At 36.1% G+C, this 17,201-nt stretch carries 10 protein-coding genes; 3 read left to right on the top strand and 7 right to left on the bottom strand.

What is annotated here, in order from left to right; genetic code table 11:
* Window positions 1-219: 219 nt before the first annotated feature.
* Window positions 220-789 (bottom strand): TIR domain-containing protein, encoded by a 570-nt coding sequence (locus HHU12_RS12370; protein WP_169657053.1) that lies wholly within the window; start codon window positions 787-789, stop codon window positions 220-222.
* A gap of 224 nt (window positions 790-1,013) precedes the next feature.
* Complete coding sequence (locus HHU12_RS12365) at window positions 1,014-2,372, bottom strand: family 43 glycosylhydrolase (RefSeq protein WP_169657052.1); 1,359 nt, start codon at window positions 2,370-2,372, stop codon at window positions 1,014-1,016.
* Window positions 2,373-2,734: 362 nt separating this feature from the next.
* Between HHU12_RS12365 and HHU12_RS12360 the strand changes: the two genes are divergently transcribed.
* Window positions 2,735-3,193: a DinB family protein gene (locus HHU12_RS12360; RefSeq protein WP_062618484.1), complete on the top strand. Its 459-nt coding sequence runs from the start codon at window positions 2,735-2,737 to the stop codon at window positions 3,191-3,193.
* Between the two features lie 1,080 nt (window positions 3,194-4,273).
* Window positions 4,274-7,606 carry a fibronectin type III domain-containing protein gene (locus tag HHU12_RS12355; RefSeq protein WP_169657051.1) on the top strand — a complete coding sequence of 1,111 codons (3,333 nt, stop codon included), beginning with the start codon at window positions 4,274-4,276 and terminating at the stop codon, window positions 7,604-7,606.
* Window positions 7,607-7,789: 183 nt separating this feature from the next.
* On the opposite strand, the gene HHU12_RS12350 is transcribed toward HHU12_RS12355, so the two are convergent.
* The 5 genes from HHU12_RS12350 to HHU12_RS12330 form a co-directional block, all read right to left on the bottom strand.
* Complete coding sequence (locus HHU12_RS12350; RefSeq protein ID WP_169657050.1) at window positions 7,790-8,338, bottom strand: REP-associated tyrosine transposase; 549 nt, start codon at window positions 8,336-8,338, stop codon at window positions 7,790-7,792.
* A 235-nt stretch (window positions 8,339-8,573) separates the two neighbouring features.
* Window positions 8,574-9,716, bottom strand: a complete 1,143-nt coding sequence (locus HHU12_RS12345) for a damage-control phosphatase ARMT1 family protein (RefSeq protein WP_205959874.1) — start codon at window positions 9,714-9,716, stop codon at window positions 8,574-8,576.
* A gap of 282 nt (window positions 9,717-9,998) precedes the next feature.
* A complete protein-coding gene (locus HHU12_RS12340; protein ID WP_062618489.1) occupies window positions 9,999-10,862 on the bottom strand; it encodes an AraC family transcriptional regulator in 864 nt (287 codons plus the stop codon).
* Window positions 10,863-10,892: 30 nt separating this feature from the next.
* Window positions 10,893-12,506 carry a sodium:solute symporter gene (locus HHU12_RS12335; RefSeq protein WP_169657048.1) on the bottom strand — a complete coding sequence of 538 codons (1,614 nt, stop codon included), beginning with the start codon at window positions 12,504-12,506 and terminating at the stop codon, window positions 10,893-10,895.
* Between the two features lie 656 nt (window positions 12,507-13,162).
* The gene (locus HHU12_RS12330; RefSeq protein WP_169657047.1) at window positions 13,163-14,197 is read right to left on the bottom strand and encodes a glycoside hydrolase family 130 protein; all 1,035 of its coding nucleotides are present in this window, start codon (window positions 14,195-14,197) and stop codon (window positions 13,163-13,165) included.
* Between the two features lie 404 nt (window positions 14,198-14,601).
* On the opposite strand from HHU12_RS12330, the gene HHU12_RS12325 reads away from it, so the two are divergent.
* Entirely contained in the window at window positions 14,602-16,590 is a 1,989-nt protein-coding gene (locus tag HHU12_RS12325) for a T9SS type A sorting domain-containing protein (RefSeq protein WP_169657046.1), read from the top strand.
* Window positions 16,591-17,201 lie beyond the last annotated feature (611 nt).

Here is a 17,201-nt window from a genome sequence, read left to right as displayed (position 1 = left end):
ACGGATGGTTTCTTCAATTCATGTCACCCAAAAACAGCTTTGTGATTGGGCGACGTAAGTTTATATACCTATAAATTTTAAAAAAATCTAAAGTCGAAATTAATAACCAACAAACACCAAAAGTTGCAAAGATTGATTTTATACCCTGATAAGAAAAAACGTACTTCCAATAGGCCTTACTAGTTATTGAACTCAAAAAGTATTTCATTATAAATCATTTTAACATTCATAAAAATAGTCCCCTTCATCCGTTTTTGTTGCATATCTAAAATCAGGATCCTCAAGGGCTTTACGAATAAGTTTCTTGTCTAGGGGTATATGTATCACGGGGACTTTATATTTTAAATCTCTAAATTTTGGTATATTATCCCACAAATTTTCAACACTTTGCTTTATAGTATTTGAACTACAATTAATAATATCACTTTTTTTTTGATAATCAGGGTAAATAACAATTACAGGAATTTCGTTTACATCAATTGCATGGTTGATTTCTTCACTAACTGCCTTTGAATTTTTTGTTATTTTACTTAAAAATAAAATTAAATTCTTTGACTTATTTATTCTATCTCTCAACCTAGGTTTTAAAGTTGTCTCCCAATCACTTGAATCTCGAACATTGTAGTTTTTATTATGAGAATCTACAAAAGGAAATGTTGAATCACTACCTTTCCAAGCCCTTAACAAATTATAATAAACAAAATCTTTAACACTATGGGAAGCTAAATTTGAATCAGTACCTACGTCAGTTACATAGAATGCACAATAATTCCCTGTCTTATTTGCCATTTTAGTTTTTATTAAAGTTAACAGTTTTATTAAATTTTATTAAAAATACAAAATAAAACAATCACACTTCATTAACAAAAAAATACCCTTATAATATTCCGTCATTCAAAAAATAACCCACACTCAATTCCTCTTGAATGTGGGTACTATAAAATACAATCTATATCAATAGAAGTCAGAGACTTTTATGTTCCTCAAAGCTCGCTTAACACTTGCACTAAGGGTTACTTTTTAGAAAACAACACCCAATCCAATTCCATCTCAGCATCTGATTCGAAAACGCATACAAGGTTGAGGGTGCCTTTAGGTTTATGGTCCAATTTGGCTTTGACGGTTTGCCATTTATCATTAGTGGTATCTACCAATGCTTTGGCGATTAAGGGGCCGTTTTTGGAATTCTCTCTGATCTCTATCCATCCTTTTTGGCCTGTATGTTTCAACTTTAATTTTACGAACTTTGGTTTGATGTCGAAGTGGACCGAATTGTATTGTACCCAGCTGTCTTTTTTGGCTTTGGTAATTTTCCATTCGGGAACTCCTGCTTGATGCACAAAACCAATTTCTGCATTATGGATATGGGAATAACGATCAATTTGTATGGTGTCCGAAGCGGAAGTAAGCCCTACTCCTCTCAATGTAGGAATGACTTTTCGGATGGAACCGTCTGCCTCAAAAAATAAACTGTCTACGGCTACCGATCTTAGGTTGCCTACTTTTGAGATGTCGTTGTGATGGTAAAACATATACCATTGTTTTTTGTACTCTACAATAGAGTGATGGTTCGTCCAGCAATCCTCAAAACGGTCCATGATTGTTCCTTTAAATTCAAAAGGTCCTAACGGGTGTTTTCCTATGGCATAACCAATCTCTTCCGTACTGTTCTTTGTGTCTTTATTGTGTGGGAACGTCAGGTAATACAGTCCATTTCTTTTGAAAACAAACGGCCCTTCTTTGTACTCTTGCGGAAGGTTTTCAATCGCCATTGTTTCTCCCTCTATGGCTTTCATATCAGCCGTGAGTTTGACCACTTTTAGAGAGTTTCCTTTTCCTCCTCCCCAATACATATACGCTTGTCCATCATCATCAATAAACGGATTGGGATCGATGCCCTTCAACCCTTCAATATAATTGGGTTCAATGGTAAAAGGGCCTTCGGGTTGTGTGGCCGTTGCAAGCCCAATCTGACGGAAACCGCTTTTATCTGCAGGCGTATTGGGGAAGTAATAATAGTACTTTCCTTCTTTTTCCGTGATACAAGGTGCCCACATGCCATACCCCACTTTACTGCCCCAAGGCACGTCTTTTTGGGCGACAATCACCCCATGATCCGTGTAGTTGACCAAGTCGGTGGTAGAAAAAGCGTGGTAGTCCGTCATCACATGACCATGCCCTTCTTTAACGGCCCCTAGTTTCTCCCATTCTGGATTCCAAGGCACATCATGCGAAGGATAAATATACAGTTTGCCGTTGTACACCCTTGCCGTAGGGTCAGCGGTGTAGATGTTGGTTATAATTGGGTTTTGCGCCAATAGTTGCATTGAAATACTAAAGAAGAGCAATAGCATTAATCCATATTTTTTCATACTTGTGGTGTTGTTTGTTTTTATTCACTTCATAGGTAAATATCAATGAATTACGATGGGTTCAGTAGTAAATTTACCCTTGAAATTAGGGTGCATTTTTAGAGAGAAAATTATTTTGGTTTTCATGGGTGAGATATTGAATAGTGGTTTTAGAAATCAGGAGATTTCTGTTGATCTGTAAGGCACGAATGACGCTAACGCTTAACATTCGCGCCAATGGATCATAAAAATCATGTAGAAAAATCGATTGTAAGTTTACAATGCACCAACTTATTCAATAAATCTTTCTCTTTTTAAATTTCAATTTGCTAACTATGAAGTATTAAATCATCTCATCTATTACCATTTTAAATGAAAGAACTATGGAACAAGCTATTTTAAAGAACTTAAGAACAAACCACCACATCCTCTCTAAATTTATTGATGGGTATTCTCTGGAACAATTAAACAAAATTCCGGAAGGGTTCAGAAACAATATCATCTGGAATATCGGCCACATTATCGTGGCTCAACAAGGACTGATTTACCGTTCTTCTGACTTGCCTATTCATGTGACGAAAGACATGGTCGATAAATACACGAATGGAACTGTCCCTGATGGCAATGCTACGCAAGATGAAGTAGACGAAATCAAAGGTTTACTTTTCAGTACTTTGGACCAACTTGAAAAAGACTTGGAGGAAGGAATTTTTGAGCATTATAATGAAAGACAAACCAAAACGGGATTTACAATTTCTAACCTTGAAGATGCTTTGGTGTTTTGTAGTTTCCATGAGGGAATACATTTGGGGATGATACTTTCCATTAGGAAATTCCTTTAATATCAACACCTGTTATCTACGTGATGGCAGGTGTTTTTTAATTGACCCAGAACCAATATTTACATCTCATCAATAATAAAAAAAAGTGAATAAAAATTCACTTAATTTAACCAATATGAGATTTTTTTTATTCTTTTGTGGGGGTAAATTCATTAATCGTTCCACTAATCCTCACAAAACTATGCTATTCGCTCACTCCCAATTAATTTCACCGGCAGGTTATTTCACTATTAAGATCTTTTGTAACTCTTCAATGCATTGTAAACTATATTTTCATCATTTACAGTATTTAGAAATCAGGAGATTTCTGATGATCTGAAGGACACGAATGACGCTAACGCTTAACATTCGCTCCAGTGAGCTTGCTACTCTATTCATTGGGTAGTGCTCCCCCGGCCTTGAAGGGAAAAGCGTGAAGAATTTCATGGATTGAGCCGTTATAAAATGATTTTCTTGTTTGAGCTTTAGCGAGTTTAAAATCATTTAGGCGAGAGGAATGAAATTTAGCTTTTGCATTCAAAGCCTTGACTTTTTTGCTTCGTTCTGTTTCAAGACAAAATGAAGGAAAAGGTAGCTTGAAAGCAGATCATAAAAAGCTTGTAGAAATGTCGATAGAAAGTTGACGACAATTTAGTTTACAGAATATTCAATGCCAGATAAGTACAAAGTCAAAAATAAATCATAGTTAATTCTAATTTATTTTTTGTGAGTACAACGCTAAAAAACGTATGAATAGTGGTTCTATTAAAAGTTTTTTGAAGGCAGTAATTGCAAAACAATAAATAGAATTAGTATTAGATAATTTTGAATATGTACTTAAGTACTAATTAAATACATTTTTTGGACAGGTAGATCACGCTGGCCAACCTTCCTGTCACCTTTATTTTATGAATGAATAATAAATACCAATCTATGATCTAGAGCAGGCTAAACACTGTCTTCAATGTACTTTAAATAATTTAGTTCTTATTCACTAGAACAATTTAAAATGAACCGGGGATCTAAAACAGCTATAAACTCCCCTGAAAAATTAAATGTAAGTCTTCAATAAACTTCTTTCTTTCATCAAAACCATAACTAATGAAAAATCTATCTAAGATTGTTACACTGCTCATGTGGTGTAACCTGTTTTTGCTATGTCCAACACTAAAAGGAGCAACTGTCAGCGAAATTAAAAAAGTCCAACTTACGGCAGAAGAACAAAAACTTTATCAATTAATCAATGAATACCGCAACGAAAATGGTTTGCCGGATATTCCATTGTCCAAATCTCTCACTTATGTAGCCCAAAGGCACGTTTGGGACCTAGAAACCAACTTTGAATTTGGAGGAAGCTGTAATATGCACTCGTGGTCTGACAAAGGAGAAGATTGGTCAGGCTGTTGTTACATCGAACCTCAGTGTATGTGGGATAAGCCTTCAGAAATGACGCCTTATCCTGGCTATGGCTATGAAATTTCTTATGGCGGAAGTGGTAATTACAAAGCCACTGCCGAAGGAGCTTTGCAAGCTTGGAAAGGAAGTTCGGGACACAACACTGTGATCGTGAACCAAGGGTCTTGGAAAAATATAAAATGGAATTCTGTAGGGATTGGTATTTACGAAAGCTTTGCCGTGGTTTGGTTTGGAGCGGAAGTAGATCCGGTACAAGACGACACTAAAATTTTACCAGAAAAACCAACCGCATTAAGTGCCTCTAATATCTTTTTTGATGCATTTGATTTATCATGGGCCAATAGTAAAGATGCCGATTCTTATGAAATTCAACGTATGGAAAGTACAAACTGGATCGATGCCGGCACTGCCGTACTTCCTACTTTCGCTTTTAATAATCTAGATAGTGGCAGTGTTCAGGAAGTTAGAGTTAGAGCTGTCAATGCCGACGGTACAAGCGACTGGTCCAATTCATTATTCGTTGATTTACTTCAAATTGAAGACTCTATTCCTAACATTCCTACCAATTTACTGGCCTCTGGAATTGATACCACTTCATTTACTTTTGAATGGAAAGCAGTCGTAAATGCGGAATCCTATACTATCCAAATTTTAAAAGGCGGTATTTGGACAGACTTAGGTAGTACAGCCAATAATAGTTATAAAGTGGAAAACCTACTTGCAGGAAGTAATCAAAAAGTAAGAGTAAAAGCCGTAAATAGTTTTGGCACAAGTGAATGGTCTTCTTCATTGTCAGTTGACTTACTTCAAATTGATGACTTCCTACCTGCTGTTCCCACAGACTTAATAGCCACTGAAGTTGACACTACTTCATTTACTTTTAAATGGAATGCAATAGTAAATGCGGACTTCTATACTATCCAAGTTCTTGATTTAGGTATATGGGTTGATCTTGATAGTACTGTCAACAATAATTACAAAGTAGAAAATCGCATTTCTGGAAGCAAGCAAACGGTAAGAGTAAAAGCAGTAAATAACTTCGGGGCGAGTGACTGGTCGGATTCTCTTTCTGTGGATTTACTAAAAGTTGAAAATTTCCCTCCTGCTATTCCTACAGATTTAATAGCTACTGAAATTGATACAACTTCATTTATTTTTCAATGGAAAGCAGTCGTAAATGCGGACTCCTATATTATCCAAATTCTTGATTTAGGAATATGGATTGATCTTGATAGCACGGTCAACAATAATTACAAAATAGTAAGTTATATTCCAGGAGGTAAGGAAACGGTAAGAGTGAAAGCGGTGAATAAATTCGGGTCGAGTGACTGGTCAGATTCTCTTGCTGTTAATTTACTAAAAGTTGAAAATTTCCCTCCTGCTATTCCTACAGACTTAATAGCCACTGAAGTTGACACTACTTCATTTACTTTTGAATGGAAAGCAGTCGTAAATGCGGAATCCTATACTATCCAAATTCTTGATTCTGGAGTATGGTTTGATCTTGATAGCACTGCCTTTAATACATTCAAAGTGGAAAATCGTGTTCCTGGAAGCAAGCAAACGGTAAGAGTAAAAGCGGTGAATAAATTCGGATCGAGTGACTGGTCGGATTCTCTTTCTGTGGATTTACAACAAACGGTGCAACTTCCAGATGTTCCAACTGATTTAGTGGCAGTAAATATTACTGAAACTGCTTTTGAACTTCAATGGGCGAAAGCAAAACTAGCTACCGCTTACCAAATAGATCGACTTGTGGATAGTCTTTGGATCCTTGAAGGGTATAGTTCATCAAATACTTATTTACTAGCAAATTTAGATTCAGGAAGTACACAATCCGTTAGAGTAAAGTCCATCAATAATGACGGCGAAAGTGATTGGTCAACACCTCTAGTGGTACAATTAAAAGAGACGGTCATTAATTTGCCGGATACTCCAACAAATCTAAAAGCGAATAATATTACTTCTTCTTCATTTGATATCACTTGGTCATTGGTAGACAGTGCCCAATATGAAATTCAAATTTTAAAAGACAGTACTTGGGTTTTACAAGGTTCAACCGCTAGCAATTCTTACCTTCTCACAAATATGAAAGCAGGAAGCGTTCAACAAGTAAGAGTGCGTGCAGTAAATAATGATGGTGCAAGTGAATGGTCAAGCATTTTGATCGTTCCGCTTTTAGATGAAGTCGTTTCAATCCCTAATACACCTTCAAACCTTACTGCTACGGCGGTAACAAACAACTCCATGACTATTGTTTGGAATGTTGTAGGTAATGCTACAAGTTATGATCTTCAAATTTGGAGAAACAGCACATGGCAACTTATTTCAAGCAGTGCCGACACTTCTGTTGTCATCAATGATTTAGCAAGTGGAAGTACGCAGTACGTCAGAGTGCGTGCAACTAACAAAACGGGTTCTAGTAGTTACAGTGATTATATTTCTGTAAAATTAGAACAGTCTGGAGCTATCCCTTCAATTCCACGAAACTTAAAAGCTTACAATGTAAATTCTACTTATTTTGGTATTTATTGGGCAACGGTTGACAATGCAGAATACTACGATATCCAAAGATGGAATGGCCGTAATTGGGTATTAGATGGCAGTACAAACAGCTACTATTATTATGTAGAAGACATGCCTTACAGAAGCACTCAATATGTGAGAATTAGAAGTAGAAACAGGTTCGGTGCAAGTGAATACACCCAATACATCACAGTCAGTTTAGGCAGATCAAACGGCAGAACCTCACAGCATTTTGAGGAACCAGTAGAATCCCTTACTGAAATCAGCGTGTATCCTAACCCTGCCTCTAATACAATTAGAGTAAAGAACCTTCAAGTTGAGGAAGTCGTTAAAGTACAACTTATTTCTTCTTCAGGTATTGTTCAGCAAACCATAGAAAACCTTGGACCATTAGATGCAATTGATGTTTCAAGATACAACAAGGGTATTTATATCTTAAAAGTATATTATAAAAACAATTCAACAAGCTTCGTGAGGTTTGTGAAACAATAAAAAAGGAAGAGGTGCTGTTTTGAAAACGGTGCCTCTTTTTTTGATGTAAATTAATTTTGCCCCTTTTTCACTTTCAACTTTTCAGCTAGGTGTTTGGTAGTGAACAATGGCGCGAATGTTAAGCGACAGCGTCATTCGTGTCCTATAGATCATCAGAAATCTCCTGATTTCTAAAAACCATATTTATACAAAATCAATTTCGAGAACAGTGTACTTCTTTCCGCTGTAGTGACGGGCACTGCTGTACATATATTCTTCTGGTTCATTTACTACACCACTTCGAACTGGATTATTGTGTATATAATTCATCTTCTGATCCAATAGTTTTGGACTACTTAATTGAATTGGAAAATTATAGTGTTGCCAAAATTGGAAGTTTTGCTTTGCAGGATTGGCTGAAGATTTAAATAGCCATAACATCCATTTTTTCCTGCTTTCTTTTGGGTTTTGCTCAATCGCTTTTCTAATATTTTGTGATGTATACTTCTTAAAATCTCTTAGGATAAACTCTAATTTCTCGCCCCCCTCTTTGGTGGAGATAATTAGGTGAAGATGATTGGTCATTATGACATATGAATGTATCTGTAACCCTTTATTTTTTTGACAAAATGTTAAGCTGTCTATTATGATATCAATGTATTCTTTTCTTGTGAAGACATCCACCCATTCAGTAACAGTAAGTGTTACAAAATAACATTTCGTCTGATCGTTAAACTTATATTTTCTGCTCATATTTTAGTTAGTTTATGAATCGTTGTAATCTGTATTACGATGATACTAAAATATGAAATCAATGTAAAATATATATTTTCTTTTTTTTAGAAGTCGGAGACTTCTTGTGATTTTTAAAGCACAAATGACGCTATCGCTTAACATTTGCGCTAGGGAAACGTACTGCTCTAAATGGCGTGAATGTTAAGTGACAGCGTCATTCGTGTCCTATGGATCATCAGAAATCTCCTGATTTCTAATTACTTTCCACCAATTCCATTAAACTATATTCTCCATTATACTTCCAGCTATGGTCACTTTCTGAAGGAATTTGGGAGGCTTCCAATCCTACCATCACTTCTGATTTTAATACGCGAAGCATCAAGCAGTCGGTTGGAAGGTAGTCGACTAACGTGTTGGTTTTAATGGTACAATCGTAGTCATAATCCCCTACTAATTTTCTGTAGTTCAAATCTCCTTTGAAAATCAATAAATCGGATTGACTTAAAGTTTGGTTTAACTGGGATGGAATGTTTTTATAGTCATTGGAACTCGACCAGTATTCGTGACTTTTCAAAGTAAGCTGATTGTTTTGAATGAGTGCTTCAATTTCTTCAACAAAATCTTTTAAGCCTTCTTGTTTTTTTAAGGAATGCATCAAATAGTTGAAGTCTGAAATCAAGGCATCTGAGACAAAGTAAGGCATTATTTTAAAATGTAATACTACTTCTTTTACATTCGTTTTAGTCAGTAGGTAATGCGATAAAATCAGATCTGCAAAAAGTTCTTCTCCTGCATTATCCAAAATAATATCAACCTGACGACTGTTTTCTATTTTTTCAAATACTTCAGCTGAATGATCAATCAAAATACTACTTGCTGAAGTTTGTGAATAAGTGTCTGAACTTTGACTTAGGTCGGCTTTATTCCCTAAAAGATCTAATTTCAACAATGTACCGAAGTTATCAACAGTATGTGTGGACAACTTTTGATATTCAGCATAACTTTTCTGCATATTCTCAAAAGTCCTGACATTAAAGTCATTTTTAATAAATGAGAAGTAATCTTCTTGAATGCCGTCCTGTTTTGTTAGTTCTAATAACTTGTGATAGAAATAGCTTTCTACTACAATAAATGGGGCATTATCCCATCGATATTGCTCTTGGGTAATCGCTTCGTTGATTTCCTTGATAAATTGATTTTGTAGGGCATTTTCCGTTTCCAATTCTTGAATTAATGGCAGTGGAGCATCAGGAATCGTCTGCTTCAATACTGATAATTTTGAATCTGAATTCAACTGATAATGTGCTATCAATTTTTCTACAATAGAAGCTATTCTATTTTTTACGGTGTAATACGCAAATGATGATCGGTCACTGGTATGGATCAGTTGGTGCATTTTATCAAAATTATAAGTCTTTCTACACATTCCTGCTATTCAAAAGCAATAAGGGTGTAAAGATAGCCTTATTGAAGTTTTTGCGAAACGAATTCTATATAATATGATAAATGATTTTCGTTAGAAGTCGGAGACTTCTTGTGATCTTTAAAGCACAAATGACGCTGTCGCTTAACATTTGCGCTAGGGGAATGTACTCCCTCAATGGTGCGAATGTTAAGCGGCAGCGTCATTCGTGTCCTACCGATCATCAGAAATCTCCTGATTTCTAAAAAAAGCCAACTATGCCGTCTGCAAATCCGCCAATGATTTTCTAAAATCGGAAGGGGTCAAACCTTTGAATTTTTTGAACTGACGGTTGAAATTTGACAGGTTATTGAAACCGCATTCGTAGCAGATTTCGGCGATGTTTTTATTTGAATTGATCAGGAAGAAGGCGGCTTTGCCTAATCGGATATCGTTGAGGAATTTGATAAAACTTTTGCCTGTTCTTTTTTTGAAGAAATGACTGAAGGCGGAATCACTCATATTGATCAAAAGTGCGGCTTCTTTGACGTCAATTGGGCGGTGGTAGTTTTCAAATATAAACTCCAACACCTTGTTGATTCTTCGGCTTGTCTCTTGTGGATGCACGCCGATGAAACCATCAGAAGCTAGTGATCTTGTTTCTTGGCTGATGCCGAGTTGATGTAAGAGGTTGAAGAATAATATTACTCTTTCGAAGCCCGAACTGATTACAAGGTCTTTTAATATCAGCTTGATTCTATAGCGGTCTGTTCCTTCAAAAACGACGCCTTTACCTGAGTTGGAAAAGAGGGTTCTGATACTTTCAAATTCATTTTTCTTTAATAAAGAATCTGAAATTATACTTCTTTTAAACTGTAAAGTAGTCACACATGGTTTGTCTGTAGATCCCTCCTCTTTCATCCATTTGTGCTGAATGTTGGGGCCTAAAAACACTAAATCTTCCTGCTCATAATTTTCCACGGAATTGCCTACAATCCTTCGTCCGTTACAACCTTCCACTAGGGTCAGTTCAAAATCATCATGCAGGTGAATAGGGTAATCAAAGTCTGCATTCAAATGATGTTGTAAGACAAATAGATTTTCGTCACTTACCGGTGTTATTTCTGGAAAAACCTTCATGAGCTATATTGTTGTTTACTTTATTCTAATCTAAATAAATATGACAAAAGAAAGAATAGCTAAGATTGCTAAAATTATGGCTTGCACTCTAAAGTTATGATACCATTTGCTATTTTTCAATTCTTTGGTCTCTTCATGCCATATTTCTGTTGTCCATAGGTTGCCTTTTAATTGTAATGCAGAAGGGGCTGTTGTACTTATTGATGTGATCACACAAACTGCCACACTGATAGATACTAGAATCGGCACCATCAATAAGAAGTGGACGTCTGCTAGGAATGTTTTGTCTTTGAAAAGCAATAAACCTACAGCTGTAATGGCGCCTACTAATAATGTGGCAAAGGCGCCGTTGGCATTGGCACGTTTCCAGAATAAGCCTAAGAAAAAGATGGTCACAATTGGAGGTGCTAAGTAAGAAGCCATTTCTTGATAGTAATCTACTAGTGAGCCAAATTTTTGGATGTTTGGTGCCCACACTGCAGCGATGATCAAGATGATTACCGAAATCACTTGTCCTACTTTTACCAGCTTTTCTTTTGAGGTGTTAGGGAATGCGTTGGAGTAAAAGTCCATTGTTAATAAGGTAGAGGCCGAATTGATGGATGCGGATAAGGTAGAAGTCAATGCTGAAATCATAGCGGCCATAATAATTCCCATCAAGCCTACTGGCATTAAACTCATGATCAGTCTTGGATAAATCTCATTGACGTCTACTAGGTTTGTGACTTCATTACCGAACATGGATAGTGGAACTTCTACTTCAAAAAGATTCATCAAACGAGCACACAAGCCTGGGAAAATGAAGATGAATAATGTGAAGATATAGAGGAAACCTACAAATAAAACGCCTTTACGTCCGTCTTCAATTGATTTTGCAGATAGCACTCTTTGTACCATCACTTGATTGTTTCCCCAGAAATAAAAACCGAGTACTGGAATACCTAATATAATACCTAACCAAGGGGTGGTGGCATCATCCATTGGTCGAACTAAATGCAACCACATTCCATCACTGAAACGATCCATAAGTACGTCCCAACCGCCAATTTCTGCAAAGGCTAAATAAGAAAGGATAACAGAACCGATGATCAAAATAACGGCTTGTACTAATTCGGCATTGATGGCTGAAGACAATCCTCCAAAGATGGTATACGAGCCTGCAATAATGGCCATGATATAAATGACTGTAGAAAGATCTGCTTCTGGGAAAATCAATCGGATAATCAATGCTCCCGAATATAATGCGGCGGCGGCATCTAAAAATACATTACCAATAATGGTGATGATAGAGAAGAAGGTCTTCGGTCTTTTGTCGTACCTTTTTTCCAAAAACTCAGGCATGGTATACACTCCTGATTTGATATAAAAAGGAAGAAAGAACATGGCAAAAAAGATCATTACCAAAATGGAAACCCATTGGTAATTGAAAACTGCTAACCCTGTTTTAAAGCCTTCGGCAGATTGGCCAATTAATGTAGTGGACGAAACCGAAGCGGCAAACAAAGATAAGCCCACTGCTTTCCAGGACATATTTCTTCCTGCAAGAAAATAAGATTCTGAATCCGAATTATTTGCATTTTTGAAAGCCCAGAAAAGTATGATTACGATATAAACAACAACAAAGCATAAGTCTATGTTGCTCATTTGGAAGTCCATAAGTTTTAATTTAAATCTGTATATTTCATTTCATATAATTAGCAAGGCACGGTCATTTTTACCTTGACAAAAGTAGTTGTGGTTTTAGGATAGTTCAGTGGACATTTTACTAAAACGTCCTTCCCTTCCATGTTTCAAGCATTTAGCTTATAGTAAACTACTGTCCACTTTCAATAGACTTTTCTACTAGTTTTCTATGATCTACTTCCAAGCTTCCTTCTTCTTCATTTTTGTCTTGAAACAAAAACGAAGCAAAAAATTCAAGGCTTAGAAGTCAAAAGCTAAATTTCATTCCTTTCGCCTAAATGATTTTAAACTCGCTAAAGCTCAAACAGTAAAATCATTTTTAACGGCTCAATCCATAAAATTCTTAACGCTTTTCCCTTCAAGGCCGGGAGAGCACTACCAAACGAATAGGGTAGTTGTTCCAATGGCGCGAATGTTAAGCGTAAGCGTCATTCGTGACCTACAAATCATAAGAAATCTCCCGATTTCTAAATACCACTCTTGATTCACTATCTAATTAAGCAATAGTATCACCTGAAACTGAACTTTAGTGACGTATTCCGACTTAACACTTGCGATATTATTTGTATTAAAAAAAAAATTAAGGTCCCAGTTGAAACGGGACCCTAAATAACACATTAATCCATTACCAAAGTAGTTTCTTTCGTATTATCCTTAATGAAAGCTACTAGCTCATGGATATCGCAAGTCGCTACACCACAATATTGATCACTACCACCATAATAAATGTACAGTGTGTCATCTACTAAAACATTTCCAGTTGGGAAGACCACACCCCACTTATAAAGACCGCTTTTTTCCCAGTCTTCTTCAGGTTCCATGATGAAATCTTTGGTTCTGTACAAGATCTTTGTAGGATCTTCCAAGTCCAACAGACAAGCTCCAACTCTATAGCAGTTGTCCTTGTCCACACCATGGTAAAGCATCACCCATCCTTCGTCCGTTTTCACAGGAGGAGTATTGCCACCTACTTTCACTTCCCACCATTCTTCACCTTTTAATAGTAAGTCAGATTCATGTTTCCAATTGACCATATCATCAGAAGATTGAATCCAGATTGCAGGGTATTCCGTACCATACTCCTCACCGATCCACTCTTTCGGACGGTGTAGCATATAGTATTTATCATTGATTTTTTCAGGGAAAATAATCACATCACGGTCATCCAATTCAGGTTTTGTGATTCTTCCTACCCTACGGAAATTCTTTAAGTCTTTAGAGATAGCTAAGCCCGTATTGGCTATGTTTTTCTTTAATAATTCCGGATGGAATTCATCCATTTCAGGAGCCACAACAGCATCATAACTGTATTTCCAATATTGTCCTGGAGGGAATGCTCTGTACGCATAAGTGATATAGAAAGTATCACCAAATTTTACAATCCTTGGATCTTCCACACATCCTGAGTCAGGTCCATCTTCTGAAGGAGAAAAAACCGGTTGATCTTGCACTCTTTTGAAGTTAAAACCATCTTCACTTTCAGCAAGACCAAAATAGATCTTATGGTCAAAATCGTCTCCCGCCGCTCGATACATCATATAAAACTTCCCGTCTTCATACCACGCTCCAGGGTTACACACTACCAAGTTTTCCCACTCGTTGGATGCATGTGGAGATAATACTGGATTTCCTTCAAATTTTGTAAGTTTCATGTTCATTTAGGTTTAAAGGCTCCAAGGAAAGAAAGACTATTTCTTACCCTGATACCTAATAACAGCTGAGGAATAAATTTGAATTTCATTTCCTCACCTGTTCAGATAAAAAAAAGATTGACGACGACATGAATACAAATGTAGAGGGGGGAGATGATGCAATCTTATAGGATAAAACGCAATAGTGATACTTTTTTGAAATTGTTAATATAAATACATTACAATACGCTCTAAAAAGTATCTATTGATGATATAAATTCGTGCAATATTCAAAAAAGTATCATGTTGTAACACAAAAGTAGTAGTGAAGGCCCTATCTCCTATCTACCTTTACAACCGTACTAATGCAAAACAAACATTACTTTTTGTACGGGTACTTATCTTTCATTTAATGAGTATGATATATGAAATTTTTACAGCTATTCATTTTTTTATTCTTAGCACTTCAGCTTCACTTATTCGCTTCTACTGTTCAACCTGAAATTTTAGAGGTCAACACTGAAAACACTACTATTAATACTTTTGATAAGTTTGAAGCACTTATTAAAGTAAAGGCAGACTTTGAAAATCCTTACGATCCTCAACATATAGATGTAAGCGCATCGATCACATTACCTGATGCGAGCACTATTAATTATCCTCTTTTCTTTTTAGAAGGTGATAGTGATAACTCTACTTGGGGATTAAGAATCGCTCCTAGAACTTCAGGAGAATATACTTATACTATTACTGTTGTAACCGATGAGCAAAGTACAACATCCACTTCTTTCACTTTTAATGCTACAGAAAGTGAGAATCCAGGTTTCCTTCATACTGTTGACAAAAACTACAACAACTTGGTTTTTGATAATGGTGATGGTTTCAGAGGTTTTGGTTTGAATATGGGTTGGGAAGCTAGAAACAGCGAAAATCCAAAGTATACTTATGACTTCTGGTTTGATTTATTGGCATCACATCAAATCAACTTTGTAAGAACTTGGTTGAATGTACCTTGGAACTTACCTATCGAATGGAACAAAGTCGGTTCAGACCGATACAATGATTATAATGGCGTGGGCTACCACCCTGAAGGTTTGGCACGTATTGAATACATGATTGATGAAGCCGAAAAAAATGATCTGTATTTAATGCTGGCGATGGATTTCCACGGTGCACTTTGGGTCAATAATAATGACGGATGGGGTAATAATGTATGGAAAGATCACCCTTACCAACAATTAGCAGGTTGTGTTAACCCTAATGACTTTTTCACTTTTGAAGAAGCAAGAAGACTTTATAAAAACAGATTAAGATACATCGTAGCACGCTGGGGGTACTCTACTTCGGTAGGTGCTATTGAATTTTTCAATGAGGTCGACAACACAATCATCTATGATGGTCAAAATGTAAATCCTGCTGATGTAGTAGAGTGGCATGATATCATGAGTAAGTACCTGAAATCGATCGATTATCATGAGCATATTGTGACGACAAGTATTAGTCATAATACCGTGAATGGTCTTTTTGATGTTCAGGAATTAGACCTTATTCAATCTCACCTTTATGGTTCTGTAGGCGGTATGGCTCAAAAAATTCATGAGTTAACCAATAAGCATCAAAAACCTTATGTAGTAGGTGAAATGGGATTGGACTTTATGCCTCCTAATAATAATGATGAAGCCAAGTGGATCAAAGATTTACAGAAAACTATGTGGTTGGGTATGTTTGAGAAAACATCGATTATCCCAATGACATGGTGGTGGGAAAACTATGAAGTTTGGAATGCTTACGACAAGTTTGAGTTCCTAGCTGAATTCACGGAGAAAATGACGACAAAGAGTGACAATGAAATTAAGGAACTCACATTTGTCAACAGTGAAGACCTTGAAGGGCAAGGAATGGTACTCAGAAACAGACATGGCTATGCCTTTATTCACGGAAATGGAAAGAACCTTAGAAACATCACATTCCAAGTAGACGGCCTTCCTCGTGATGAATACACATTCTATGTCTACAATGCCTACACTTATGAAGAAAAAGATAGAGTCGATGTAACAGCAAGTAACTCTGGTAAATTTTACATCGAAATCAAAGAAATCAAATCAAATGAAGATGTAGTACTTTATTTTGAAAATAAGAGAGGTGATGTGACTAGTATTGATGACCAATTTAAAAATATCAACTGGAAACTATACCCTAACCCTACTCAATCAAAGTTGAACTACGCCATTGAGGAAATGTTCAACCCTGTTAATGCTCAATTTTTCATTTATGATATGAATGGCAAATTAATGCAACAGTCTCCTCTTTCTAAAAGTGAAAGTATCAATATTGAATTCTTACCAAAAGGTGTTTATGTTTTCAAAATTGTAACGGATGAAAGAGAAGACCACAAGGTGTTTATTAAGCAATAGATTTTAACGATCATGGGTTTTGTCTGCTCAACGATTCTATGTCCAATTTCAAACTTTATTTAGGTTTGGGATTGGGCATTTTTTATGGATTACTTTCAATTGAAATTTGTACAAGCTTTCTAGCGTCTACTTTCAAACTTCCTTCTTCTTCATTTTTTCCATTGATGAAAAAACGAAGCAAAAAAATCTAGGCTTAGAAGTCAAAAGCTAAATTTCATTCCTTTCGCCTAAATGATTTTAAACTCGCTTTGCTCAAACAAGAAAATCATTTTTAACGGCTCAATACATAAAATTCTTAACGCTTTTCCCTTCAAGGCCGAAGGTAGAACTACCAAACTAATAAAGGAGAAAACTCACTGACGAGAATGTTAAGCAATAGCATCATTCGTACTTAAAAGATCAACAGAAGTCTCCCGGTTTCTGACTAACATAAATACTTAATAAGTCAGTATAATGAACACCCTATTTCCATCATTTCTCAAAAACGTACACCTTACGTTAATTTTATATGAAGCTGGCATGTATTTAATAATATCTAAAATATAAACTTAAAAAATGATGAATTTTTACAGTATTATGAATTTACATAGTGATTTTTTACGAAAATAACA

Origin of the sequence: Flammeovirga aprica JL-4 (assembly GCF_012844305.1) — a bacterium.
Taxonomy (GTDB): Bacteria; Bacteroidota; Bacteroidia; order Cytophagales; family Flammeovirgaceae; genus Flammeovirga; species Flammeovirga aprica.
Note: the sequence above shows the minus strand (reverse complement) of the source record. Positions and strands in the feature narration are given on the sequence as shown.